Origin of the sequence: Bradyrhizobium sp. LHD-71 (assembly GCF_031157255.1) — a bacterium.
Lineage (GTDB): Bacteria > Pseudomonadota > Alphaproteobacteria > Rhizobiales > Xanthobacteraceae > P52-10.
The window spans coordinates 40,342-62,112 of the sequence record NZ_JAVIFX010000026.1; the positions used below are offsets into that span (position 1 = coordinate 40,342).

At 60.4% G+C, this 21,771-nt stretch carries 21 protein-coding genes and 1 pseudogene; 14 read left to right on the forward strand and 8 right to left on the reverse strand.

Features of this window, described 5'->3' with window-relative positions; genetic code table 11:
• Nucleotides 1–2: 2 nt before the first annotated feature.
• The 4 genes from RCO31_RS25345 to RCO31_RS25360 all read right to left on the reverse strand — a co-directional run bounded on the left by RCO31_RS25345 (nucleotide 3) and on the right by RCO31_RS25360 (nucleotide 2,611).
• Nucleotides 3–425: a hypothetical protein gene (locus RCO31_RS25345; protein ID WP_308971360.1), complete on the reverse strand. Its 423-nt coding sequence runs from the start codon at nucleotides 423–425 to the stop codon at nucleotides 3–5.
• Complete coding sequence (locus RCO31_RS25350) at nucleotides 413–886, reverse strand: hypothetical protein (RefSeq protein ID WP_308971361.1); 474 nt, start codon at nucleotides 884–886, stop codon at nucleotides 413–415. The genes RCO31_RS25345 and RCO31_RS25350 overlap by 13 nt, the downstream gene beginning before the upstream one ends.
• A gap of 36 nt (nucleotides 887–922) precedes the next feature.
• Nucleotides 923–1,873, reverse strand: coding sequence for a hypothetical protein (locus RCO31_RS25355; RefSeq protein ID WP_308971362.1), 951 nt, complete (start codon nucleotides 1,871–1,873; stop codon nucleotides 923–925).
• A 114-nt stretch (nucleotides 1,874–1,987) separates the two neighbouring features.
• Nucleotides 1,988–2,611 carry a hypothetical protein gene (locus RCO31_RS25360; protein WP_308971363.1) on the reverse strand — a complete coding sequence of 208 codons (624 nt, stop codon included), beginning with the start codon at nucleotides 2,609–2,611 and terminating at the stop codon, nucleotides 1,988–1,990.
• A gap of 269 nt (nucleotides 2,612–2,880) precedes the next feature.
• Between RCO31_RS25360 and comJ the strand changes: the two genes are divergently transcribed.
• Nucleotides 2,881–3,363 (forward strand): competence protein ComJ, encoded by a 483-nt coding sequence (gene comJ / locus RCO31_RS25365; RefSeq protein ID WP_308971364.1) that lies wholly within the window; start codon nucleotides 2,881–2,883, stop codon nucleotides 3,361–3,363.
• A gap of 153 nt (nucleotides 3,364–3,516) precedes the next feature.
• On the opposite strand, the gene RCO31_RS25370 is transcribed toward comJ, so the two are convergent.
• Nucleotides 3,517–3,942 (reverse strand): hypothetical protein, encoded by a 426-nt coding sequence (locus RCO31_RS25370; RefSeq protein ID WP_308971365.1) that lies wholly within the window; start codon nucleotides 3,940–3,942, stop codon nucleotides 3,517–3,519.
• A gap of 854 nt (nucleotides 3,943–4,796) precedes the next feature.
• Here RCO31_RS25370 and RCO31_RS25375 point away from each other — a divergent pair.
• Nucleotides 4,797–5,759: a hypothetical protein gene (locus RCO31_RS25375; protein WP_308971366.1), complete on the forward strand. Its 963-nt coding sequence runs from the start codon at nucleotides 4,797–4,799 to the stop codon at nucleotides 5,757–5,759.
• 305 nt (nucleotides 5,760–6,064) lie between these two features.
• Here the strand turns inward: RCO31_RS25375 and RCO31_RS25380 are convergent, their stop codons facing one another.
• Nucleotides 6,065–6,721, reverse strand: coding sequence for a LysR family transcriptional regulator (locus RCO31_RS25380; protein WP_308971367.1), 657 nt, complete (start codon nucleotides 6,719–6,721; stop codon nucleotides 6,065–6,067).
• 143 nt (nucleotides 6,722–6,864) lie between these two features.
• Here RCO31_RS25380 and RCO31_RS25385 point away from each other — a divergent pair, with 143 nt between their 5' ends.
• Nucleotides 6,865–8,091 (forward strand): MFS transporter, encoded by a 1,227-nt coding sequence (locus RCO31_RS25385; protein WP_308971440.1) that lies wholly within the window; start codon nucleotides 6,865–6,867, stop codon nucleotides 8,089–8,091.
• A 392-nt stretch (nucleotides 8,092–8,483) separates the two neighbouring features.
• Here RCO31_RS25385 and RCO31_RS25390 read toward each other — a convergent pair whose 3' ends face one another.
• Nucleotides 8,484–9,128, reverse strand: a complete 645-nt coding sequence (locus tag RCO31_RS25390; RefSeq protein WP_308971368.1) for a glutathione S-transferase family protein — start codon at nucleotides 9,126–9,128, stop codon at nucleotides 8,484–8,486.
• A 359-nt stretch (nucleotides 9,129–9,487) separates the two neighbouring features.
• Here RCO31_RS25390 and RCO31_RS25395 point away from each other — a divergent pair, with 359 nt between their 5' ends.
• The 10 genes and pseudogenes from RCO31_RS25395 to RCO31_RS25440 all read left to right on the forward strand — a co-directional run.
• Nucleotides 9,488–10,297 carry a class I SAM-dependent methyltransferase gene (locus RCO31_RS25395; protein WP_308971369.1) on the forward strand — a complete coding sequence of 270 codons (810 nt, stop codon included), beginning with the start codon at nucleotides 9,488–9,490 and terminating at the stop codon, nucleotides 10,295–10,297.
• Nucleotides 10,298–10,751: 454 nt separating this feature from the next.
• On the forward strand, nucleotides 10,752–11,195 hold the full coding sequence (locus RCO31_RS25400) for a hypothetical protein (protein WP_308971370.1): 444 nt from the start codon (nucleotides 10,752–10,754) through the stop codon (nucleotides 11,193–11,195).
• A 544-nt stretch (nucleotides 11,196–11,739) separates the two neighbouring features.
• On the forward strand, nucleotides 11,740–12,093 hold the full coding sequence (locus RCO31_RS25405; protein WP_308971371.1) for a metalloregulator ArsR/SmtB family transcription factor: 354 nt from the start codon (nucleotides 11,740–11,742) through the stop codon (nucleotides 12,091–12,093).
• 109 nt (nucleotides 12,094–12,202) lie between these two features.
• A complete protein-coding gene (locus tag RCO31_RS25410) occupies nucleotides 12,203–12,694 on the forward strand; it encodes an SRPBCC family protein (protein ID WP_308971372.1) in 492 nt (163 codons plus the stop codon).
• A 1,315-nt stretch (nucleotides 12,695–14,009) separates the two neighbouring features.
• Complete coding sequence (locus RCO31_RS25415) at nucleotides 14,010–14,480, forward strand: NUDIX hydrolase (protein WP_308971373.1); 471 nt, start codon at nucleotides 14,010–14,012, stop codon at nucleotides 14,478–14,480.
• Between the two features lie 23 nt (nucleotides 14,481–14,503).
• Entirely contained in the window at nucleotides 14,504–15,151 is a 648-nt protein-coding gene (locus RCO31_RS25420) for a TenA family protein (protein WP_308971374.1), read from the forward strand.
• A gap of 413 nt (nucleotides 15,152–15,564) precedes the next feature.
• Nucleotides 15,565–16,026, forward strand: coding sequence for a carboxymuconolactone decarboxylase family protein (locus RCO31_RS25425; protein ID WP_308971441.1), 462 nt, complete (start codon nucleotides 15,565–15,567; stop codon nucleotides 16,024–16,026).
• A gap of 152 nt (nucleotides 16,027–16,178) precedes the next feature.
• Nucleotides 16,179–17,042, forward strand: a complete 864-nt coding sequence (locus RCO31_RS25430; protein WP_308971375.1) for an SDR family NAD(P)-dependent oxidoreductase — start codon at nucleotides 16,179–16,181, stop codon at nucleotides 17,040–17,042.
• A 176-nt stretch (nucleotides 17,043–17,218) separates the two neighbouring features.
• Nucleotides 17,219–18,115, forward strand: coding sequence for an RNA polymerase sigma-70 factor (locus RCO31_RS25435; RefSeq protein ID WP_308971376.1), 897 nt, complete (start codon nucleotides 17,219–17,221; stop codon nucleotides 18,113–18,115).
• A 52-nt stretch (nucleotides 18,116–18,167) separates the two neighbouring features.
• Nucleotides 18,168–18,281: pseudogene (locus RCO31_RS25440) on the forward strand (LysR family transcriptional regulator); the annotation flags it as partial.
• 63 nt (nucleotides 18,282–18,344) lie between these two features.
• Here the strand turns inward: RCO31_RS25440 and RCO31_RS25445 are convergent.
• On the reverse strand, nucleotides 18,345–19,820 hold the full coding sequence (locus RCO31_RS25445; RefSeq protein WP_308971377.1) for a DHA2 family efflux MFS transporter permease subunit: 1,476 nt from the start codon (nucleotides 19,818–19,820) through the stop codon (nucleotides 18,345–18,347).
• Between the two features lie 339 nt (nucleotides 19,821–20,159).
• On the opposite strand from RCO31_RS25445, the gene guaB reads away from it, so the two are divergent.
• A complete protein-coding gene (gene guaB / locus RCO31_RS25450) occupies nucleotides 20,160–21,659 on the forward strand; it encodes an IMP dehydrogenase (protein WP_308971378.1) in 1,500 nt (499 codons plus the stop codon).
• The last annotated feature ends 112 nt before the right edge of the window (nucleotides 21,660–21,771 follow it).

Below are 21,771 nucleotides of genomic sequence, written 5' to 3' on the forward strand. Positions count from 1 at the left end.
CGTCACATATGTTTGTCGCAGTTTGCGGGAACTACGCGACAGAGGATCGAGGACGCTACGACCGCTGGAATACCTTTGTCCAAGAGGCCGTCATCAGCATGTGACCGGTTTCCGTCCGGCCTTAGACGGTAAAACTGCCCCAACATGCCCGACACAAAGAGGTCGTCGCCAATCTGCCTTATACGGCTTACGTAGCCGCGTCTTCTAGCGCCTTCCCGGCGCAGCCCCGCATCCGGCACCTGTTCGTACAGGTCATGCGGGAACTGTAGCCAGACCGCGCCTTCTTCCGACAAAGTGACGAAGAACGGGCGGTCCATGTCAGGGTGCTTGTATGAGCAGACGTCAATCAACACGTCGACAACCACATCGCCACGCCAGTGGTCCTTCGCCGGATTTTGCGTATGAAGGACGATCAGCGTGGCCACATCGTGATCTCGATCACATCCGGCTCGACCGGCACGCTGTCGTCCCGGCTGCCCTGAAACTCCATCCAGGCGATGCGGACCGCAACATCCGTGCTGTCCAGCAGGAATATCGGTCCGGCGGGCAGCGAATCGGGCATGGACGGGCTGGAAATAGCAAACTTGCGCGAGGGGAACCGGGCGGCGGTTGTCTCGACGCGCGTCCATGGATTGCCCCTCATCGGTTCTGCCGGGGCATGGTCCGGCTCGGTATCGTAGATCGCGATACGGATGTGCTGCTGGAGACAACCCAGCGTATAAACCACAAGGCCGGCCGGCGGAACGAAGAAGCTGCGGCGCTCCATTTCGGGCGTTATCTCGACCGGCGGCGTGAAGCTCAGGTCATCACGGTCGATGAGGTAGAACTGCGAGTAGTCGGACTGCCATGCGAAGGCGGCCCAGCCGCGTGGCGACAGGAAACGCATCGATATGCCTCTTCGGTTTTGGCGCTTGTGATTGGCTCATAGATAGAGGGTGGAGAAGCGGTCGGGCAGGTCGAAAAGCTCCGCTTCGAGGTCCGGCTTTTCGGCGACCGATAAAAGCCATTGCAGGAACACATCCTCGGTCATCGTCGCCGCGAGAACCTCCAGCACCGCCCGGCAATTCGGTTCCGGGAAGAACGAACTCTCACCCGGGACAAGGTTCTCGAGCTTCAGGCAATGTGACCATTCCCAGTCGATATCCGGGTCGCCCGTGAAATCCGGTGGTTGCCTTACCTGCCCTGTAAGCACGTCGTGCGCGCCGACGAACCAGGCGATCAACTGGGCGCGCCAGTAGGGACACGCGATGGAGAGGACCGACGTCATCCAGGGCCGCAGACTTTCTTCAGGCAGGTATTTGATGTTGAAGAACAAGGCTGCGGACAGATCACCGCTCGCATCGTTCCAGCCCCACAGGCCGCTCGGCCATCTGTTGTGCCTGCGCAGCAACGTGCCGAGGACCACATTGCCGTCCCGCCAGCAATTGCGATCCATGATCGTCCGGCCGAGCGTATTCAGGACGTCTTCCCGGAAAGCGGGGTAAGGCGCATCCGCAACGCCCGATGGATATTGCGTCATGAAGCCGGTGACAAGCAGCTCATTCAATGCCCAAATGTCGCTTTCGTTCGCGCGCAGCACGAGACGCGGAAGAAGGTAATGGAACCACTCCCGCCACTCGTCATAGGGGCCGAACGAGCTGGTTCCGCCGGCGATCTCCTCCAGCGCCTTCTCGAACTCGTTGACCGGAACGGCGTCGATATCGCCCATCAGGTTCGTGAACATGTGGCGTGTCTTGCTCATGAACCATGCCTCGCCCATCGGCTTCGCCGGCCTCGGGAAAGCGGCGTGCATCCGCTCAAGTGCGGTGATGTCGGGACCTTCACCGGGTCGCCAGCGAAAAGCGTTGCCGATCAAAAGTTCTCTTTCCTGCATGTGCTTGCCGGTATCCGGCGGATCAGCGAAGAAATACAACCGAGCGGGCGATGCGCAATCGTTGGTCCAACGCTCTCCAGGCGCGGCGGGCGGAGCCATGCAAGCGCGGGCCGATCAGGCGTCCCTGTCCCGCTCGTCCTGATGCTTTTTGACCCAGCGCCAGAACGGATCGTTCGACGTTTCGGCGAAAGGTTCGGGAATCTCGTCCAGTATCTCCGTAGCCGTTTCGGGGATCGTGACGCCGTAGCGCCCGGTCAGCCAGGCCCGATAGGCCGCGTTGCGGCCGCCCTCCCGGGGCGGCTTGTGCGGCATGCCCGCGCAATCCCCGCTGATCTCCTCATAACCGATCGCCATTAGCCGCAGGAAATCGAGCGGCGTGTGGCCGAGGAGGCAGACGAGTCCTTCAGAGCCGAGATGCACGATCTGTCGGCCGCCCTGGTCATCGAGCCAGAAGGCGGCATGGGAGCCGTCGCCGCCGGTCCGCGCGAAGAGAACGAGCCGGTCCTCGATGTTCGGAACGACGTCACCGAACCAGTCATGTCCGTTGCCGTGCGCCTGCTCGGGCGTCGCGACCCGGAAAAAGATCGCCGTCACGCGATCCGATTGCAGGTCGTCGTTCGTGCCGAGCAGGCCGAGCATATCCCCCGGATAGGCGTCGCTCGGCGTGAAGAGGCCGTTTGCCTCCATCCAGCCGAACAGCTCCCGGAACTCGTCCGGCAACGGCATCGCGGCCGGCATCCGGGCGGCCATCTGCTGCGCGTATGCCATATGGCGTCCCCTCGTTGACAATGATGCGGACACAGTTGACCGGATGGTGTTCCCGTTCGTTTGCTATCGGCCCGTTCAAGAAGGCTTCCGACCGCGACGGCTATAGTAATATCCATTGCTTCGTGAAAGAGCGGTCAACCCCGCACTCGGTATCGAACCGTCAAGAAGCCAAGGGTGCGGCACATCGCCATTGCATCTGTCAAAGTATGTCTACCCTCCTGATAGTGGAGCTATAACCCATGACTGATCGCTTTCCTCTCTCCATCAGCTATGCTCAGATTGCGGTGTTCGATCTGGATATGGAAACTCCATTTAACGACTGGAACGATCGCCACTACACCCAGGGTTTCTCGTGGCGCGAGGGCAGCGTCTCGTTTGCCATTCCAGACGGCAATAGAGTTTTTGTCGAGGTACTGACCGATGGAGAGCAAAGCCAGCTTGTGGGGGAGCCGACACGGTTTATTTTAGTACCGTTCGATGCCCCAAATGATGACGTCGCCATAGCGTCGATCTTGAATGAACGTTCCACAACAATCGGTAGCGGGAAATACCAGTTGTCATTCGAGTTGCTGCCGGGGAATACGAGGGCTAATGAGCCTTATGAAAGGTTTGTCCGACTTACTTTCAGCAGGAACGAAACGCCAATTTTCGAGATTATACGAGGCGATTCTGAGATGGTCATCGATCTGCCGCTTGATAAGAATGCCGTTGCAGTAAAATGATGATAATAGGCTTACTCCCCCTGAACTTCCGAAAGTAACTTTTCGAGAGCTTTATAGTTCGGCGGACTGTGGCCAAATGACGTACCAACATCATAGTGTAGCGGAACCAACCCTTCTTCCCCACCTATATGGAGACAGTCACAGACGAAGCTCTCAGGCTCCGAGGCGGATGCTGCGCCATGTCGCCATCACTGCGTCGATCGTCTCTGGCGCATTGAAATAAGCAGCCAACGTGAACTCGTTTATCCCCTGAGCGACGAAGCCATAGAATGCTGGTTGCCGACCGTCATCGCTCTCTTCTGCTAGCCGGTAGCCAAAACGAGTTAGCGCGCCGTCACGCTCGATACATTCATCTGTTGCCTCGCCCGATCGTGCCAACCGCCATCCGTCTACGGGATCGGCGCGATCGTCCTTCCGTTTGCCGGCGTCAATCCAGAAGGTCAGCCCTTTGGGTGTGTGCCAGAACACCAAGGAACCGTCATCGATACGCCGCGCCATCGGGAACGGGAGACGTATGACGTAACCGTCAAGGAGCGGTTGATCGGGATCAACCAAGGGCGGCGGCTTCAGCGGAGTCATTGTTCCGCTATCCTGCCGCCGAAAAGCCTCTTTATGAAACCGGTCATCAGCATTCTCCATTTGTCGCGAAAATCCCCGCCACGTGCGACAAATATGCGACAAGGCATCAATACGTGCGCACACCGGTGATCTGCGGCCGGCATTCTTCACCTTGGGGGTGCGCTGGCGACAACCTCGGGGGGCAGTGGACGCCCCAAGGGTGCGGCGATTTCCTCGATCCGATCTAGCGTGAGACCAGGCCGCAAGTACTTCGTAAAATGTGTGTCTCGCGCACCAAGAAGATCGAACAAGCGTCCAGCGGCGTTAGCGATGCTCACTTGGCCCCCAGTGTAGTATGGCGGTCTGGACCGGAAACCCGACTTTGGGACGCTAGTTGATATGGTTCGAAGGCGCAAATCACCGAGTCTTCTGTCGCGACCACTCCATTTGACAGATGGGCGGAGCACAGCGGCTTGGCCCAGAGGTCGATCGTCTCGACGATCCCAAGCCGGGCATCGCCTCTCCGAGTACAACGGCAAGGTGACCCTGAACGACGGCAGGCTTGAGCCGCTCGGCAAGCTCGCCGCCTTTCCGGACTGGCTCCGGCAGATCCGGCAGGCCCACGGCCTCGCCTTCGATTTCGCCAAAGGCCGAATCTCCTGCGGCCAAAAAAGCGCTCGGCGGCGAAGACACTTGTGCATGGTTCGAGGGCGAAACCTAGGTCCTTTGAAAGGTGGTGATGGGGAAGGCGGACGGCGATGGCTGAGGCGTTCACCGGTCGAGACATTTCGTACACGGCTCGCATAGAATTCCCTAACTTTGGCCGGGGACATCGGGTGGCGGCCATCCTCTGATCAGGCTTGTGGAGCAAGATTTTGGCTTTGAAAGAACCCGTTACTTTCCGCGCAGGCTGCATCATCGAGCGCAACTATCTCTATGTCGCCGCGAAGCCGAACAGCCTCGACAGCGAGGAAGAGTATAGCCGGATGTTTTTCTACGACGGACAGAACAGTTCTGCTCCATGGGTTCGCCACGACCTGCCAAACTGGACGGTAGTTTCGGTTTGCGTTTTCAAGGATATGCATGACGGAACACGCAAATATGCAGCTCTCTCGAAGCATGGTGAGATTGAATACACATGGCCGGGCGGCAGCGTAATCGAGACAATCGATGGGGCGGGACTGAAGGAAGCGCATGGGCCAGCATACGGCTACACCAGCTCTATCCGGGAAATCGACGGCGTTCTCCACGCTTGCGGGACAGGAGGCCAAGTTTACAGGCGAGGGCAAGATGGTTGGAGCCATATTGCTGAAAGCCTGAAGTCTCCCGCGGGCCTCGGGTCGACGGAGGCTATTGGCCAGCACGATTTTTCCGACTTCGACGGTTTCGGACTAGGCGACATATACGTAGCTAGCGGTAACGGTGAAATACATCACTTCGATGGGAAGACGTGGCAGCGCTGCCAAACCGCCACGACGGAAATCTTGACTGCGATCCATTGCGCCGACGGAAACGATGTATGGGCATGCGGATTTAATGGCGTCCTGCTGCGCGGCAATTCTCAGGATGGGTTCGCGGCCATCAGTTCCGGCAGTGACACGGCAATTTTCACCACGATCACCCGCTTCGAAAACAAGACTTACATTGGATCGAGCGAAGGCCTCTTTGTGTATGACGACCAGAACGATTGTGTGAAGCGCGTTGCCGCCGACTTGGCCGAGACTTGCCTTGTTCTCGATGTGAAAGACGGCGTGCTCTGGAGTTTCGGCTACGATGATATCGTTAGCTTCAACGGCAAGACTTGGGTGCGCCTGGAGCATCCAGACAACGTGCCCTGACGCTTCCCCTCCGCTCAGGCGTTGCCGATGTCAGCGAGCGGGGTATCCCTTGCACGCCGGTCCGCATGCCGTCGCCCAGGGCATTGATTGCGGACCTTCGGGCTCAGCAGCGCACACCATCCGCGCTTTGATCCTGCAAGCCAGTCTCGGTGCTTGAGGTCCCGATGGCAAATTCCGTTAACTCGGACGCTTGGCACAATTCACACAGAAATTGCAATGACATAGGTGTTCGCAGTTTCATCCTGTCCGGCGCGCCCGAGGCGATTCGAACTCCGAGCAGGTTGTAAGAGTTAGAAGCGCCGTGTTCAGACGGAAAAGAAACGCTTAGATGCTCTGGCCGCTCGGCTTGCTGTGTCGATGACCGGCGGCCGCTTGGTTTTTGCGGTGGGTTCAAGCTCCACGTGGTCAAGCAGGCAGGACCGCAAGATTTCGATCTCCGGGCAATCCGCCGTGCCGGACGGGCAGATCAGGAAGCCGCTCTCGAGAGGCTCGCATCTGTAACCGGGATAGCGCCGCAGCCTTTCGGCGATCACCACATCGACCTTGCCCTCGAGCAGTTCGTGCAGGCCCGCGGGCTGGCTGAGGCGAATGGCTATCTGAGGCTGGGCCCGGCGAAACTGGGCGAGGCGCGCCCGCAACCCATCAATGTCGAAACTGGCATGTACGCCAATATGCAGCAGGCTTGTGATGTCCTCAGGCCTGAGGTCGGCAGTGGCGTCGGCGAGGCAACGAAACGCCTCACGTACTCGAATTAGATAGGCCTCGCCGCGGGAAGTCAGGATGATTTGCCGCGTCAGCCGCTCGAACAGCTGCACGCCCAACCGCTCCTCGAGCAGGCGGACTTGCTGGCTGACGGCACCGGCAGTGACGTGCAGCTCGTGGGCGGCCTGCTTGAAGCTGAGATGGCGGCCGGCGGCCTCGAAGGCGCGCAGGGCATTGAGTGGCGGCAGCAGATACGTCATGGCCGGCTCCGAGCTGGGCGGTAGGGCACGCAGGGTGCATGAGTTTCGCTCGTTCTACAAAAGAGAAAATCTGCTTTGTCGCTGCTGAAGGCGGGCCGTATGGCTGACCGAGACAACGGACATCGAGGAAGTCTAGCAAAGTGCTGCCTGAACTGCGGTCGATCGAAACTTCGTATTCCTGGATTCGCCTCGCCGTCTCGATCACGCTCAGCACGCTGGGCTGCGTGGGCATGTGGTCTCTGGTCGTGGCGCTGCCGGCAGTGCAAGCCGATTTCAACGTGGCGCGAGCCGACGCGGCTCTGCCTTACACATTCACCATGATCGGTTTCATGATCGGCGGCATCTTTGTCGGCCGACTGGCCGATCGATTCGGCATCTTGCCACCACTCGCCGGGGGCACGATCTTAATGAGCCTCGGCTACGTCATCACTGCCACCGCGCCGAGCCTGCCCATCTTTGCAGTTGTCTCCGGCGTCACGATCGGCCTCGGTAGCGCAGCGAGCTTCGCGCCATTGGTAGCCGACGCTTCGTTGTGGTTCGACAGGCACCGCGGCCTCGCCATTTCGCTGGCGACTGCCGGCAGTTCTCTTGCCGGCGTGGTCTGGCCACCAATCATCCAGCATTTCATCGCCGAGGTCGGCTGGCGCCAGACCCATATCGGCATCGGTGTATTCTGCCTGGCAACGATGCTCCCGCTCTCGCTGCTTCTGCTTCGACGGCCGGTATTCCACAAGCCTGCGGCCGAAGTGGCGAGCACCGGCATGACGATTCAAGCCGTAGGCCTGACTCCTGGTGTCACCCAAGGCCTGCTGGCATTTGCGGGCCTGTGCTGCTGCGTCGCCATGTCGATGCCGCAGGCGCACCTCGTTGCCTACTGCGGCGATCTGGGATACGGCGCCGCGCGCGGTGCTGAGATGCTGGCGGTCATGCTTGGCTTCGGCGTGACGAGCCGTCTGATCTTCGGCTGGGTGCTGAACCTTATCGGCGGCCTGCCGACCTTGCTGCTGGGCTCGACCATGCAGGCCATTGCACTTGTGCTTTATCTACCGTTCGACGGGCTGGTTTCGCTCTACGTCATTTCCGCCTTTTTTGGCCTGGCGCAGGGTGGCATCGTGCCGAGTTATGCGGTGATTATCCGTGAGCTGTTTCCGGCGCAGGAAGCCGGTTTTCGCGTCAGCCTTGCCATCTCAGTCACGCTCGCTGGCATGGCGTTAGGGGGCTGGCTGGCTGGTGCGATCTACGACTGGACCGGTTCCTACTCAGCGGCGCTGGTCAATGGCATTGCCTGGAACGTCGTGAACATGGCGACCGTAGTCTGGCTGCTACGCCGCAAGCGTCAGCAGGCCGTCGGCGCCCTCGCTGCGGTCTAGACTTGCGATCCGGGGCCCTGCGTGAAACGAGCTCTAAAGCGTGATGGGTTGAAGTTGAATCGAGCGATCCGTCATTGCGAGGAGCCGAAGGCGACGAAGCAATCCAGCCGCGCGCGAAGCGCGCCACTTCAAAGGCTCTTCTTTGAGGGCGCGCCTGCGGGCGCGCGCTGGATTGCTTCGCTTCGCTCGCAATGACGCTGAACGCATTTCATCTCGTAGTGATCTAGTCTTTCGGCCTCGCAGGAGGGGCCGGTGCCTCACGGGCCGACGCATTACCGCATGCAGATGCTAGTGTCCCGAATCCGAAGTTCGCTATACTTTGCAGCGAGCTCAGAGCGAACTTCGGATTCGATCAGGACACTGGAAGATGTCCAAGTCGCCTTCCATTCCTGCTATGCAGCCTCCTTGAAATCTCTAATCTGCGCATCGAACGCACGCTTGAAGGCCGGTCGCGCGGTGCAACGCTCGACATAGGCTGCGAGGCGCTTGTCGCTCGTGACAATGTTCGTGTGTTTCAGGATGCGCAGCACCGTCGTCATCATTAGATCGCCACACGTGAAGCGGTCGCCATCGAGATAGGGCTTGTCGCCGAGCGACTTGGAGAGGGAGGACAGGCGCTTCTGCACGAACTCCACGGCTCCCGGCCGCCGCAGCTTCGCCCAGTCCTCGTTCGCGTAGAAAAGATCGATCAACGCGACGTTCATGGCGAAAGGCTCGATGGAATTGAGCGCCGAGATTAGCCATTGCGTCGCGCGGCAGCGCGCGCCCGCGTCTTTCGGCAGGAGCGCCTCGCTCCGTTCGCCGATATAGAGCACGATAGCGCCGGATTCGAAGAGGACGAGGCCATCTTCCTCGAGAATCGGCACCTGCCCGAAGGGCTGTAGTGCGCGATAGTCCGGCTTGTCCTGATCGCCCTGCTCAAGAAGGCGTGTTCCGTAGGGCAGGCCAGCCTCTTCCAGAGCCCAGCGCGCGCGCAGATCGCGCACCTGGCCCTGGGCGAAGTCCGGAACCCATTTGAAAGCGGAGATCGTGATCATGCAGCGTGCTCCTCTACGATTTTGAGCGGCAGGACGTCGATGGGGCGCCACAACCGCCACAACTACGAAGGTGCCCGATCGTTCAAAGTTGAATGACGAGATCGCAGTTTGGGCGGCTACGGGCCATTCCAGCCAACTGTGCCGGGCTCGCGCCCAGCGTAGCTGAAACCGATAGCTACGTCTCCGCCGGTGTGCGTAGACGGGTGAAGGTCGTTCGACTCCCACTCACACAAGGCCCACAGCCTACAACTGTCAGTGAGCGTAACCTTTGCTGTTCCGTGCTCGGCGAAATGCAAGGTCGATAGCTGGTCGAAAGCGGAAGTCGCTACGCTGCGTCCGCTTGTTCCGACAAGAACTTTGTGCTCCCCTGGGGCATGCCCCTTTGCCTGGACGCCTCGCCGTTTGCCGGCACGGCACAGTACTATGATCGTTTCCGTGCGCCGTACGCGCAGGCGGCAATCGATTTCATAATCGAAACCTACGATCTCAGTGAGGGCGTGCGTGCTCTGGATTTGGGATGCGGGCCGGGCACGATCACCATCCCGCTTTCCTGCGCTGTCGCAGAGGTCATTGCCGTCGATCCAGATGCAGACATGATCGCGGAAGGTCGACGCTTGGCCGCATCCAGGGGTCAACAGAACATTCGGTGGCTGCAGTCCAGGGCCGAGGACATTTCGCCCGAAGCAGGGCCTTTTCGAGTCGCCACAATCGGACAAGCTTTTCACTGGATGGATCGTGACGAGGTGCTCCGAAAGCTCGCAATCCTCACGGCGGACGGCGGAGGACTGGCGCTGGTGAACCCCGGCAGGCGGCGTCCACAAGAGAGCTGGGAGCCCGTGGCCAGCGAGATCGTCGCCGAGTTCCTTGGTCCGCGAACTCGGCATCCGAAATCCAATCCGCAAGAACCTGAACACGAACCAGCGCTGCGCCGGTCAGAATACTTCTCGCAATTCACAGCTCGTGAGTTTCCGAGCACGATTGCGCGGGACGTGAGTTCGATCATCGGATGTATCTACTCGACTTCAAACTCCACCAGATCATTATTCGGCGACGACACTAAGGCGTTCGAGGCGGAGCTATCCCGGGCGCTGCTCAGCCTCAATCCGGCCGGTGTTTTCAACGAACACGTCGAGACCGAAGTCGTCGTCGCGCCGAAGAGAACTCGGTAAGGCCGATTCCAGCCGCACAGCAGCGGGTCCCGCTTTCGGAGAAGTCTCGAGGGCCGGGGAGTGCGGCTGTGACGGCGTTGTCTGCCGAAAGAAATGAGCTGACGAGGCCGCCGAACACCGCCCACGCTACGATAACGAATTTCGTTCAATGTGGTCTGGTGAAGCGCATTGAAGGAATCGTGGAGGAGGCGGCGCGCCAGCATGGAAGAAAATGAGAACTACGTTTCCTCCGAAACACCATGATATCGCCGTCTCCGGCTCGTGAATGCCACCGATTACAACCCAAGTTCGCCAAAGTTACTACGACCGCAGCATGGCGACGGGGCTGGTCGTTTCGGGCACTGCTTTGATTAAAGTCGAAATATATCTCTCAGCCATGCTCCACCTATTATTTATTGATTCCCAGACAAGCTTCTGACCTTGCCAGCAGACAGATCAGAAGGAAGTAAAGTCCATGAAATACGCATATCCGATCGTTGTCGTAGCTGCGTGCCTTGCTTCTCTTGGCATCGCTGTCGCGCAAGACTTGCCGCAGGCTGTCACCGATCTCCGCCTGACTGACATCCAAATTCGCGAGAAGCCACGCGCGGAATATGGCCGCAACGTGCATGGCACGTTACCGGGCGGCTCCCGTGTCGAGATCGATCTTGATCGGAATGGTGTCATCAAAGAAATCGAATCTCGCGGGGACAGACTCTTTCCCGTCGCCACCATCAAAAGCCTTATCCCGGCCCCGGTCACCAAGAATGCATCATGGCCTGCTGATGCCCGGTTGGAAAAGATCGAGTTCGAGAGCGCGGGTCGAATCGAGATCGAAGGCCGTCTTTCCGACGGGCGTAAGTTTGATGCCGAGTTCGCCGCCGATGGCCTCATGATTGACTTCGACACGGACAGCTGAAGTCGGAGTTCGTTGGAACGCGGCGATCTCCGTGTGTGGGTAACCACCTCCGGCGCGGTTACCGTAAGCGCATGGCCCGTGCAGCCCAAATGCTCACTGGGAATCAGGATGTGCTCTAGATTCTTGTTTGCGGCATGTCCTGACCGGAAAACCGGTACGCACTTCCGGGACAGGCGGCTTACGACAGCGAGCTGGTGCGCCAGCGCAGATGAAACTGATAACTAAGTTTCCGCTTTCGCACTCTGATGTTCTCGCCGCCGACGCGCAATCCAACCGCGAGTATCAAAGGCCCGCCAAAACCACACCCGCGGAGCACAGCGGCTTCGGCGGCGCGCAGTCCAGTCCGTTCGCTCCGTGACCGGCGAATGCTCGTCGTCCGACGGTCTCGCGTAGCAGCGACGCCACCGTCATCGATGGCTGCGGCTTCCAAAATAAAGAGCGTAATTGGCTAGCTTGCACCGTCATCGTCTACCCTCGGCACGATTAGTAAGCCAGATGGATAACTGTTATTGACAGCCGGCGGCGCGCATATATAGTTAGCCGTATGGATAACTTTTCATCGAGTCTCGACCTTGTATTCGGGGCCCTTGCTGACCCAACCAGAAGAGCGGTCCTCGAGCGTCTGGGCGAGGGCGAGGCTTCGATCGGCGAACTCGCCCAGCCATTCGACATGGCGCTGCCGAGCCTTATGAAGCACGTCCGGGTACTCGAGGCCGTCGGTCTCGTGGAAACTCAGAAGAGTGGGCGTGTTCGCACCTGCCGGTTGAAGCCGGCTGCGATGACCGAAGCTGAACGTTGGCTGGTTGAGCAGCGTGCGGTTTGGGAAGCACGCCTGGATCGGCTCGAGGCCTACGTGAAGGCAATCGAGAAGAAGTCCGGGAAAAGAAGGTTGAAATGACCGAGTTCGCAAACGGTGGCCGCTCCTCGCTGCGGTCACGATCTCCGGGAGTTCGCCAGGTTACTAACACTCACTGTCGCATGCCCCATCCCAATCAAAGGATTTGACCATGACCTCGTCCACCAACGCTGCGCTCTCGCAATGGGCGCTCGATCGCGAAATCGTTCTCTCGCGGGTCATCGATGCGCGACGCGACGTTGTGTTTTCTGCCTGGACCGACCCGGAACATCTGCCGAGCTGGTTCGGGCCAACCGGTTTCAAAATCGAGACCAAGGAAATCGACATACGCGTCGGCGGTCTGTGGCGCTTCGACATGATTGCACCTGATGGCCAGCGCTTCACCAACCGGATGAAGTTCCGTCGCATCGAACGACCGACTCTCATCGAGTTCGATCACGGAGCGGACAGCGATGACGATCCGGGGCAGTTCCGGACAACCATCACGTTCGACGAACAGGGCGATGGCAAGACCGTGATTACATTGCGTCAGTTGCATCCAACCAAAGCGAGGCGCGACGCGGGCATCGGCTTCGGCGCAGTCGAATACGGTTATCAGACGCTCGAAAAACTCGCGCGCCATGTCGAGGCATTGCGTACCTAATCGATCTGCCGCCGGATCCGGTCATGGAGTGCCGCTGATCGTCGCGAAGGCTCGCGTTCGCACTCGCGCTTTGTCATCTCGTCATGAATGATGGTGCCGGCTTGCGTCCAGGCAGAGATCGCGGTTGCCGGCACCAAACTTCGTCGCCGCATACCCCATGGCGTCATTCAATCTCCATTGGGATTGAAGTTGGTGCCGGGGACCCTTTGGCCGGAGCTGAATGTTCCGGACCCAAAATATCCCGTCGATGAGCGGTTAGATGGACGGTAGGAGTTATAGGACCTGTTGAACGGCCGCTTAGAGGCGTACGGAGCGCCGTCGACGGTGCCAACGATAGCGCCACGCGCGTTCGCTGGGTTGCGCTTGGTGCGCGCGTCCGCCGACGCAACGGAAAATGCGATAGCGCCCACAACGCCTAGAGCCGTCGCCAGTTTCCACTTGTTGCTGATCATACATCTGTCTCCTGATTCTCTGGGTTCCAACGATGTTGAGCACCACGGACGGCCAAGCCATGTTCAACCGCCACGGCGCGGCTTTGGACATGGTCCGCTGCTCCCGAAACACAAGAGATGTCGCGTTGAACATTCTGTAATCGTTCAATTTGTAGAAATCGGTAAGCGTCGACGTCGAGCGAAACTGGAGTTTCTTTTTCGCGACGCCTCGATGACGAGGGAAAATCACGCGACACTCGTTGCATAAAATCAAGGAGGCTCCGTCACGGCCTCCATTTGCTCAATGCGACTGACGAGCGGTCCGCGCCTCGGCCCGTCAGGGGCGGTCATCTCGCAGACGTCAGTTCGCGTCGCGTTTCGCATCAGGCGCAAACTTTGTTGCTCCACGCTCCACCTGAATGTCTACAATGTTCGAATCCCGCCGCTTCGTGAAGGTCTGCTTTTCGTGGGGCGCGTCAAATGGTGACCTCTTGGCGTTTGTCACGGCACTACCAGCCGAGGAACAATGAGTTTGATGAGAGCGCCGAATGCCACCGAACACCGCCCGCCCTCCGACAACGAGTTCTTGTCTGGAATAACTCAGCGCAGCGTTTCGAGGGAAACCGTGGATTCGGCGGAACTAGCGCGCCACGGTCGATGAAGATGGGCACTACTGTTTCGCCGCGGCGTTATGATCCCACGCTCGCCACTTGGGCGGAAAGCACGGCCCCGAAGCATTGAACTATTCGCACCGATTGTCACTTGACCACAGAGGACGGTATTAGGAGCGATGGTCGGCTGGATAGATTTTCGGAACGGCGCCTTTGTGTTCCAGAAGCATGACGGTCCTCCATCTGCCAGCGTGAACGTGGATATATTCGAACGTGTGCCCTCCAACCTTCGGAACGCAATCTCCAATAGCGGCAAGCATCGCGGCCGTCATCCACCAAGGCCAGATTTTGATGGTCCGTCGCGCGAACCCGCCCGATGCCGGGCTTTGGGGCTTTCCTGGCGGAAAGATCAATGCAGGCGAGACCATTGAGGCTGCGGCCGTCCGCGAACTGTACGAGGAAACCGGGATTCAAGGCGAGGCGAGGCGCGTCTTCACCGCCGTCGATGCCTTCGAGCGCGACGAGCACGGCGGGGTGCGGCGTCACTTCATTCTGATCGCAGTTCTCTGCCGCTGGCTATCGGGCCAGCCGATCGGCGGCGACGACGCGCTGGAGGCACGCTGGTTCGATCTCGCCGGCCTGGAAAGCGCGGATCTCGCCATGAGCTTCGGCGTGACTCATGTCGCACGGCAAGCCCATGCCCTCTCGCTCGCCGACCTGGGAGAGCGCAACGACTTGAACTGACACCGCCAGCAAGGATCAGCAAGATGACCGAACGCTTCACCGAAACCCTCCGCCGCGTGAGCGAGCCCACTTGGTCGCATGCCGTTCAGCATCGTTTCGTCATGGAACTGTTCGCGGGAACGATCCCCGATCGCGTCATGGCCAGCTATCTGATCCAGGACCATCGGTTCCTCGACAGCTTCCTGATGCTGCTGGGCGCAGCCATCGCCAGGGCCGACGGCTTGGAGGCGCGGCTGCGCTTCGGCCGCTTCATCGGGATGGTCTCGGGTGAGGAAAACACCTACTTCCTGCGCGCCTTCGAGGCGCTTGGCGTCACAGAGAGACAGCGCACTGAGGCGCCCGATACGAACCCGACGGCCGGCTTCAAGGCGATCATGCGCGAGGCGGCCGCGACTCGTTCCTACGTTGCCGCGCTCGCCGTGCTCAACGTCGCCGAATGGCTCTATCTCGACTGGGCCATGAAGGCGCCGAAATCCTTGCCATCGAACTTCGTGCATGCCGAGTGGATCATGCTGCACGACAATCCCGACTTCCGCGAGTTCGTCGCCTTCCTGCGTGCAGAATTGGATCGTGTCGGCCCGGCGGAGGAGAGGATCAGCAAGGACTTCTTCCTGCGAGCCGTCGCGCTCGAACGGGCCTTCTTCGATGCAGCTTACGAGAACGAGGCTTGATCGATCGATCTCTTCGGCGCGGAAGGGTGGATCATTGGTCACCGCACCAGCCAGCGGGTACCGCAGGAGCAGATCGGTACGGCAGTATCGTACAAAATCGTAATGTGGCGCGGCGGGTCCGGGAGGCTGCGTGCCTCGCTGCGAGATCACGGAAGCTGCGCCGCTCGCCATCGTCAGCGAGAGGGCGATATTCGCCCGAGATCGCGCTAGGCATGCCACCCATTATCGGCGGCACAGCGACTGCCGCGCGAATACCCGCTGGCCTTCGATTTTCTGAGATTCGGGCACGAGTGAACTGAATTTCGTCAGCGCCGATGTCACAAGGCGCCAGGCCGGGGTGTCTTAAGGGCGTGATCACCCTCACGAGGAGAACGATTGTGAGCCACGCCACCGCCCGATCCCGCCTGAATTTCATGCAGCAGTCGCCCGATCTTTTCAACAAGCTAAAGGACCTTGGCATGGCCATCGCTGCCAGCAGTCACATCGAGCCGGGGCTGGGCCAGCTGGTGGACATCCGTGCCTCTCAGATCAACGGCTGCGCCGCCTGCCTGGATATGCACGTCAAGCAGGCCAAGCTGGTCGGCGAGCGCGAGTTGCGCCTGTATCACATCGCGGTCTGGCGCGAGTCGCCGCTGTTTTCGCCCAAGGAACGTGCCGCGCTGGCCTGGACCGAGGCGCTGACCCAGATCGCGCCGACCGGCGTCTCCGATGACCTCTACGCCGAGCTGCGCGAGCAGTTCAGCGAAAAGGAACTCTCGACGCTGACCTTCCGCGTGATAGGCATCAACGCGGCGAACCGCGCCAACGTGGCCTTCCGCACCCCGCCTGGCAAGTACGATAAGGAAATCGGTCTGGACAAGGCCGGGCTTGCCTAAGCGCGCGTGCGAGCCGGCAAATGTCCGCGCGCGTTGAGGGATGGTTTTGGGCCGCGTCACGAGTATTCGCGAAGCCCTGCACGCGCCGGTCCTGCTACTCGAAGCTGCAAATCGAATGCTCGATAGCAATCAACGACGAAAAGGAAGACATCATGAGCAAAATCTGGTTCGTCACCGGTTCTTCGCGTGGTTTGGGCCGCAGCTTCGTCGAGGCGGCGCTGTCTCGCGGCGACAGGGTGGCCGCGAGCGCCAGAAACATCCTGAGTCTTGATGGGCTGGTCACCGCCTACGGCGACGCGTTGCTTCCGCTCGAGCTGGACGTGACCGACAGGGTTGCAGTCTTCGAAAGCGTGAAGCGGGCCAAGAAGCGCTTCGGCCGTCTCGACGTCATCGTAAACAATGCAGGTTACGCGCAGATCGGCGCGATCGAGGAACTGACCGAGCAACAACTGCGTGACCAATTTGAGACCAACGTGTTCGGCGCCGTGTGGGTCATTCAGGCCGCGCTGCCTTACCTGCGCGAGCAGGGCGCAGGACACATCATCCAGATGTCCTCCATCGCCGGACTCATCGCAATGCCGCTCGGCGGCGCATACCACGCCTCGAAGTGGCCTCTCGAAGCGCTGAATGACTCACTTGCCCAGGAAGTCGCCGACTTTGGAATTAAGGTGACCGTGGTCGAGCCCACCGGCTTCGCCACCAGGTCCGGCAAGAACCCACATCCACTAGCCAATGGCCACATGGCCAAGGCGAACCCGGTCTACGATGGACTCCGCCAGCGTCTCGCCGGGCTCGCCGGCAAGCAGCCTCCTGGCGATCCGGCCGCCGCGGCCCAGGCACTCCTCAAGATCGTCGATTCCGACAACCCGCCCCTGCGGGTACTCTTTGGCCAGGGCTTCTACCCGATGCTGCAACAGGTCTACGCCGACCGGCTCAAGACCTGGGCCGACTGGCGGGATCTCTCGCTGGAGGCTCACGGCAAGTTCGATCCAAAGGCCGGTGCATCCTCCGCCTGAACTTTCGAGATCTGAGACGCGTGGGAATATCCTGGATCGTCATGATGGGAACTAACTGAAGGAAGACCGATCATTACTGCCAAACTCAATTCCGCCGTCGTAGCGCCGGTGCTGATGAAGCTGCGGTAACACCTTCGGCAACGAAAGGCAGCGGTCGGAAGAAGAAGGAACGAGAATTGAACAGCCACGCGATTGATGCTGCGACGAAGGCTTTCGTAGCCTACCGCGATCTTCTATTCACCGTCGCATACGAAATGCTCGGATCGGCATCCGACGCTGAAGACGTCCTTCAAGAAACCTGGCTGAGGTGGGTCAAGGTTGATTTGGCACAGGTACGCGACCAGCGCGCCTATCTTTTTCGAATTACGACACGGCAGGCGCTGAACCGGCTCCGCACACTGAAGCGCCGCAAGGAGGAGTATGTCGGCCCGTGGCTACCCGAGCCGTTAATCACTGCGCCAGACATGGCCGAGGACCTTGAGCTCGCCGAGAGTGTATCGATGGCGCTCATGATCGTTCTCGAGACGCTGTCACCGATCGAGCGCGCCGTCTTCGTTCTTCGTGGGGCCTTTGATGTTAGCTATGACGAGATCGCCGCCATCGTCGACAAGAACCCCACGGCCGTCCGTCAAATAGCGCATCGCGCCCGCCAGCACGTCAACTCGCGACGTCCTCGCCAGGTAGTCTCCCCGGGAGAGACGCGGAGGGTACTGGAGTTGTTTCGCCGCGCACTCGAATCCGGGAATCCGCAGGACCTCATCGATGTGCTCGCGCCCGACATCGTCTTTGTGAGCGACGGCGGCGGCGTAAAGCAGGCTGCGCTGCGGCCGATCATCGGGGCAGAGAGGATCATCCGGGTGCTCCTCCACGGTCTCCCAAAAATCGAAGGTGCGCTCGCTGGCGAACCCACAGTAGTCAACGGCAACCCGGCACTGATCATGCGCCTTGATGGGAAGATCGACGGCATCCTCGCCGTCCGGGTCGAGGACGCGCGCATCACCGGCCTTTACTACGTCCGAAACCCGGAGAAGCTGACCCGGATCGAATCCGAAACGCTGCTGACCCTCGGATGAGCGGCGGCCCCGAACTGGCCATTGCGATCAAGGGTCGCGGCGGCCCAATGCAGTGGAACGCCGCGGAAGCTTTCGCAAGGCGGCGGACTTTCGCGCCCTCGAGCAGTCTAATCTCAGCCGCAGAGTCAGACCTCTGGAGGAGCAACTCGGGATCGCGTTGTTCGAGCGAACCAATGGCATCCTCAGCACGAAAACCGAATTGCTACCTCGGAGAGGCGTGCCCAGCAACCTATCCCAGCCGCTGGTCGCGTGCGTCCTCGGTCTCTTCGATGGCAGCCTTCTGCGCAGCCTTGTCGACCTCCTTGCGGCTGGAGATTTCCTTGGCGCGCCGGCCCGAGACCTGATGCCCCGCGTCTGACGGCATCATGAAGAAGACGATCGCCGAGGACGCAGAGATCAGCGCGACGACGATGAAGGCTGGCCCGAAGTCGGCCGCCGTCAGCTCGCCACCCTTGCGCATCAAAACTGTCAGCTCGACCGAGAATGCGCCGACGGCTACACCGGCCGAGATGGCGAGTTGCTGCGTGACGCTGACAAGCGTCGTGGCCCGGCTCATGCGCGCCATGTCCACTTCGGCATAGCCGATGGTATTGATCGCGGTGAACTGCAGCGAGCGGAAGAAACCGCCGATGATCAGCAGGACCAAGATCAGCGAAAGCGGCGTGTCCGGCGTGAACAGCGCACAGACCGCGAGAAATCCCGCGCTGACCAGCGCATCGGTCACCATGATGTTGCGAAAGCCGAAGGTGGCGATCATGCGGGCCGCCAGCCCCTTCATGAACAATGCGCCGACTGCCGAGCCGAACGTGATGAGGCCGGACTGGAATGGCGACAGGCCGAAGCCGACCTGCAGCAACAGCGGCAACAGAAACGGCAGCGCGCCGATACCGAGGCGGAACAGAAAGCCGCCCATGATGGCGGCGCGCATCGTCTTCAAGCGCAGCAGGCTGAAATCCAGCACGGGGAAGGGCACGCGCTTGTAGTGCAGGATATAGAGCGTTATCGAGATCGCGCCGCAGACGATGAAGCCGATCACGACCGGCCACGGCAGGACATTCAGACCGGCGACCGACAGTCCGAAGGCGATGCCGCCGAGGCCGATGCCGGCGAGGAAGAAGCCCTTGAAGTCGAACGGCTGAATATCGTCACTCTTGATCGGGTCGATATAGCGCTGCGCCATATAGATGCCGATGATGCCGATCGGGATGTTGATCAGGAAGATATAGTGCCAGGAGAAATATGTGGTGATGAAGCCGCCGAGCGCCGGACCGACCACGGGGCCGATCAACGCGGGCGCGGTTACCCAGGCCATCGCCGAAACGAGCTCGCGTTTTTCGATCGAACGAAGCAGCACCAGGCGCCCAACCGGCGTCATCATCGCCCCGCCGATTCCCTCGATGGTGCGCGCCAGCACGAAATGATGGATGCTCTGCGCCAGCGCACAGCCGATCGAGCCGAGCATGAAGACGACGATGGCGCTGGTGAACACCCGACGGGCGCCGAAGCGATCCGCAACCCAGCCGCTCGCCGGGATGAAGACGGCGAGGGCCAGAAGATACGAGGTGATTGCGAGCTTCAGCGTCAGCGGGCTGGTGCCGATGTCGGCGGCGATGGCAGGAAGCGACGTTGCGATGACCGTTGCGTCCATGTTCTCCATGAACAGAGCCGCGGCGACGATTAAGGGAATGATTCTTTCTTTTCGCATCGAGGTCATGAAATGATTGACCGCACCGACCTCGCTGCACGCGCGTCGGATTTCTTGGTCAAGTCAGTATGAAGCGTCGCGGGGCGAATGGCTCGGCCGGGCTGTCGTAGTTGGTCCATGCGGACCTGTCACCGGCGCGTGATGCAGGCCTGCCATCCCAGGAAAAACCCCGTCAAACATGGATAATTTCGCGCGCGATGCCCTATGCACGGCGTGACTGCCGTGCTAACCACCAGCGCCAATCCAAACGAACGGTTCTCGATTCGGTCGCGGCCCCCGCAGACCGGGTGGAGAGCTATCATCGTTTCGCAGGCAGGTGCGGAACCGGAGGATGTGGCGATGAACAGTGTTGAAGGCTGGCGTAAGGGCATTCGCGAAGCATTCACTTTCGACGATGTCTTGTTGAAGCCTGGACTTTCGGAAATCCTCCCTTCGGAGGCGGACGTCCGATCCCGCTTGACGCGCGCTGTTCCCTTAAACATCCCTGTCATCGCGTCCGCCATGGATACCGTCACCGAGGCGCGCATGGCGATCGCCATGGCCCAGGCCGGAGGCATCGGCGTCATCCATCGCAATTTCGACATCGACGGGCAGGCGGCGCAGGTCCGCCAGGTCAAGAAGTACGAATCCGGCATGGTGGTGAACCCGCTCACCATCGGGCCCGATGAAAAGCTCGTCGATGCGTTGAATTTGATGAAAGATCACGGCATCTCCGGCATTCCGGTCGTTGTCGGTGCCACAGGCGGCAAGCCGGGCAAGCTCGTCGGCATCCTGACCAACCGCGACGTGCGCTTCGCCACCGATCCCGAGCAGAAGGTCTCGGAACTGATGACGAAGGACAACCTCGTCACGGTGCGCGAGAGCGTCGGCCAGAGCGAAGCAAAACGGCTGCTTCATCACCATCGGATCGAGAAGCTGCTGGTCGTCGACGACCAGTATCGCTGCGTCGGCCTGATTACGGTGAAGGACATCGAAAAGGCCGTCGCTTATCCGAACGCCAGCAAGGACGAGCAGGGCCGCCTGCGGGTGGCTGCGGCGACCACTGTCGGCGACAACGGCTTCGAACGCACGGAAAGGCTGATCGATGCTGGCGTCGATGTCGTCGTGGTGGACACGGCGCATGGGCACTCCTCGCGCGTGCTGGAGGCGGTGAACCGCATCAAGCGGCTGTCGAACGCGGTCCAGGTGGTCGCCGGCAACGTCGCGACGACCGAAGGCACGCAGGCGCTGATCGATTCGGGGGCGGATGCGATCAAGGTCGGCATCGGCCCCGGCTCGATCTGTACGACGCGCGTCGTCGCCGGCGTCGGCGTGCCGCAACTCACAGCGATCATGGACGCGGTGGAAGCCGCCAAGAAGGGCGGCATTCCGGTGATCGCGGATGGCGGCATCAAGTATTCCGGCGACCTCGCCAAGGCGCTGGCGGCAGGTGCCGATGTGGTGATGGTCGGTTCGCTGCTTGCGGGCAGCGACGAGACGCCGGGTGAAGTCTTCCTGTGGCAGGGCCGTTCCTACAAGGCCTATCGCGGGATGGGTTCGGTCGGCGCAATGGCCCGCGGTTCGGCGGACCGCTACTTCCAGCAGGACATCAAGGACACGTTGAAGCTCGTGCCCGAAGGCATCGAAGGACAGGTGCCCTACAAAGGGCCGGTCGCCAATGTCGTGCACCAGCTTGTCGGCGGCTTGCGCGCCGCGATGGGTTATGTCGGCGCCAAGAACCTCGATGAATTTCACGAGAAGGCCGAGTTCGTCCGCATCACCGGCGCGGGATTGCGCGAGAGCCACGTGCATGACGTGACGATTACCCGCGAGGCCCCGAACTACCCGGGCGGGGCATAGAGGTCTGCGAGTGAAGTTGCGAAGCGCTGTAGCCCGCATGAGCGAAGCGATATGCGGGAACGGCTTCGCAGACCACTAATGTTGTCCCGCATGTCGCTACGCTCATGCGGGC

What these genes read in the sequence shown, in the direction of transcription:
- RCO31_RS25360 (WP_308971363.1), bottom strand. Translation starts at nt 2,611, where the DNA reads ATGCCGGCCGCGATGCCGTTGCCGGACGAGTTCCGGGAGCTGTTCGGC.
- RCO31_RS25445 (WP_308971377.1), bottom strand. Translation starts at nt 19,820, where the DNA reads ATGCGAAAAGAAAGAATCATTCCCTTAATCGTCGCCGCGGCTCTGTTC.
- RCO31_RS25425 (WP_308971441.1), top strand. Translation starts at nt 15,565, where the DNA reads ATGCAGCAGTCGCCCGATCTTTTCAACAAGCTAAAGGACCTTGGCATG.
- RCO31_RS25410 (WP_308971372.1), top strand. Translation starts at nt 12,203, where the DNA reads ATGACCTCGTCCACCAACGCTGCGCTCTCGCAATGGGCGCTCGATCGC.
- RCO31_RS25405 (WP_308971371.1), top strand. Translation starts at nt 11,740, where the DNA reads ATGGATAACTTTTCATCGAGTCTCGACCTTGTATTCGGGGCCCTTGCT.
- RCO31_RS25355 (WP_308971362.1), bottom strand. Translation starts at nt 1,873, where the DNA reads ATGCAGGAAAGAGAACTTTTGATCGGCAACGCTTTTCGCTGGCGACCC.
- guaB (WP_308971378.1), top strand. Translation starts at nt 20,160, where the DNA reads ATGAACAGTGTTGAAGGCTGGCGTAAGGGCATTCGCGAAGCATTCACT.
- RCO31_RS25380 (WP_308971367.1), bottom strand. Translation starts at nt 6,721, where the DNA reads ATGACGTATCTGCTGCCGCCACTCAATGCCCTGCGCGCCTTCGAGGCC.
- RCO31_RS25400 (WP_308971370.1), top strand. Translation starts at nt 10,752, where the DNA reads ATGAAATACGCATATCCGATCGTTGTCGTAGCTGCGTGCCTTGCTTCT.
- RCO31_RS25350 (WP_308971361.1), bottom strand. Translation starts at nt 886, where the DNA reads ATGCGTTTCCTGTCGCCACGCGGCTGGGCCGCCTTCGCATGGCAGTCC.
- RCO31_RS25420 (WP_308971374.1), top strand. Translation starts at nt 14,504, where the DNA reads ATGACCGAACGCTTCACCGAAACCCTCCGCCGCGTGAGCGAGCCCACT.
- RCO31_RS25370 (WP_308971365.1), bottom strand. Translation starts at nt 3,942, where the DNA reads ATGACTCCGCTGAAGCCGCCGCCCTTGGTTGATCCCGATCAACCGCTC.
- comJ (WP_308971364.1), top strand. Translation starts at nt 2,881, where the DNA reads ATGACTGATCGCTTTCCTCTCTCCATCAGCTATGCTCAGATTGCGGTG.
- RCO31_RS25430 (WP_308971375.1), top strand. Translation starts at nt 16,179, where the DNA reads ATGAGCAAAATCTGGTTCGTCACCGGTTCTTCGCGTGGTTTGGGCCGC.
- RCO31_RS25390 (WP_308971368.1), bottom strand. Translation starts at nt 9,128, where the DNA reads ATGATCACGATCTCCGCTTTCAAATGGGTTCCGGACTTCGCCCAGGGC.